Origin of the sequence: Pseudoalteromonas sp. TAB23 (assembly GCF_000498075.1) — a bacterium.
GTDB classification, from domain to species: domain Bacteria; phylum Pseudomonadota; class Gammaproteobacteria; order Enterobacterales; family Alteromonadaceae; genus Pseudoalteromonas; species Pseudoalteromonas arctica.
In genome coordinates this window covers 1-1,994 of record NZ_AUTP01000041.1, presented here as the reverse complement: position 1 = coordinate 1,994, position 1,994 = coordinate 1, and the positions used below count along the sequence as shown (strand labels likewise).

Here is a 1,994-nt window from a genome sequence, read left to right as displayed (position 1 = left end):
TCGGGCGCTGGGCTGGGCGCGCTCAATCTGAGCAATGCGCGTTCGTATGCGAACAGTATTATCGGTTTTCGTCCCGCTTTCTTTGCGTAATTGGTTATTGAAATTTGAACCCCGCGCGATAGCGCGGGCATAACAAGGAGGAAATTTGACCGCGCTAACAATCGAAGAAAAATGCAGAGACATGTTGATGTACGGGTATCAAGCAATAAAGCAGTTCCCAAAGCACGAAACGCACGTGCTAGCAGCAGAAATACGCAAGTCTATGCTGCAGCTGCAGCGTTTAATAGTTACTGCATTTAAGCGTTATCATAAAAAAACAACGCTAACAGAGTTAGACATTGAGCTAGCAATACTAAAGCGCCAAGTTCGCTTGGCAAAAGACTTGCGCTATATAAACGTAAAAAAATATCAATTATGGATAGAGCGATTAGTAGAAATTGGCAAAATGCTGGGCGGTTGGATTAAATCCATAAGAAACAAACAGGCAGTTGCATTATGAATGCACGGAATCGATTCCCGCTACGTGGCGGCAACTGGAACAATGGCTCGAACGCTGGGCTGGGCGCGCTCAATCTGAACAATGCGCGTTCGAATGCGAACAGTAATATCGGTTTTCGTCCCGCTCTTGATTATGCCAGAAACAGTACCCTTAAGGGGGGCTGTCAGTGCAACTTTGAAAAGGATGCAGCTGCCCCAGCTATAGCTGAAAAAGCAATAAAGCCTGTCGACGCGTCAACAGGCTGCACGTACGAACAAATATACCAGTTCGAAAACATATTAAACGCGGCATACCAATGCCGAAAAGGAAAAACAACATCAGCATCGGCCCTTGCATTCTTTAATAATCTAGAAGAAAACATAGTGCAAATACAAAACGAGCTAATGTGGGAAATGTACAGCGTATTACCGTACAGGCATTTTTATGTATTTGAGCCAAAGCGCCGGCTAATTTCAGCGCCGCACTTTAAAGACCGTGTAATACATCGGGCAATTTACAATGTAATTGAGCCGCTATTCGACAAGCGATACATACACGATTCTTACGCGTGCAGAACAGGCAAAGGCGCACACGCCGGAGCCGACAGAGCGCAGCTATTTATTAAGCAGGTGGAAAGCGAAAGCGGCAAAGCATATGCGCTAAAAGCAGATATAAGCAAGTATTTTTCAAGCATTGATCACCAGGCATTAAAAAATATTTTAGATGCCAAGTTAAAGTGCCAAAAAACAAAAGCCCTGCTTTTTTACATTATCGACAACAGCCCAAGCGACGCAGTGGGCGTAGGTATACCGCTCGGAAATTTAACGAGCCAAATATTTGCAAACATCTACCTTCACGAGCTAGATCACTTTGCAAAGCACACGCTAAAAGCAAGGCGTTATATTCGCTATATGGACGACTTTGTAATAATACACAAGAACAAGGCGCAACTTAACGAGTGGAGAAATTTAATCGAAGAGTTTTTATATAAAAACCTACGACTAAAAACAAACAGCAAAACGCAGGTGTTCCCAATAGCAAAAACGAACGGCCGATCACTCGATTTTTTAGGATATAGAATATATGCAAGCCATAGACTGCTAAGAAAAAGCAGCGTGAATAAAATAAGCACCAAGCTTAAAAGATTTAGAAAAGAATTTTCGCAAGGTAAAGTGTCACTAGTCGAAATAAACCAATGCGTGCAATCGTGGTTAGGCCATGCAAGCCATGCCGACACGCACAGCATAAAGCTAAAATTATTTAACACTCCATTTAAAAGGTAGAACTATGTTTACATACATTTACAAGGGCACAAGCCACAGCAACACAAGCAGCGAATACATGCAATCGCTAGGTATGGACCAAGAGCAAATTGAATCTGTATTAAATCAGCAGCAGTTTGAGCTAAGCCAAAACCTAGAAAAGCGCCAAGCTGCATACACAAAAGAGTCAGACCCGCTATACATGGAGGCGCAGTTCGAAGGCACGCCAGAGTCGCTACAAAAATGGCGCGACA

3 protein-coding genes are annotated in these 1,994 nt (G+C 43.3%); all 3 read left to right on the top strand.

Features of this window, described 5'->3' with window-relative positions:
- Nucleotides 1–145 precede the first annotated feature (145 nt).
- Nucleotides 146–499 carry a diversity-generating retroelement protein Avd gene (gene avd / locus L654_RS0101015; protein WP_024606984.1) on the top strand — a complete coding sequence of 118 codons (354 nt, stop codon included), beginning with the start codon at nucleotides 146–148 and terminating at the stop codon, nucleotides 497–499.
- The gene (locus tag L654_RS0101010) at nucleotides 496–1,761 is read left to right on the top strand and encodes a reverse transcriptase/maturase family protein (RefSeq protein WP_024606983.1); all 1,266 of its coding nucleotides are present in this window, start codon (nucleotides 496–498) and stop codon (nucleotides 1,759–1,761) included. Before avd ends, L654_RS0101010 begins: the two co-directional genes overlap by 4 nt.
- 4 nt (nucleotides 1,762–1,765) lie before the next feature.
- Nucleotides 1,766–1,994: hypothetical protein (locus L654_RS0101005; RefSeq protein ID WP_024606982.1), on the top strand; the 229-nt coding region annotated here is incomplete at its 3' end.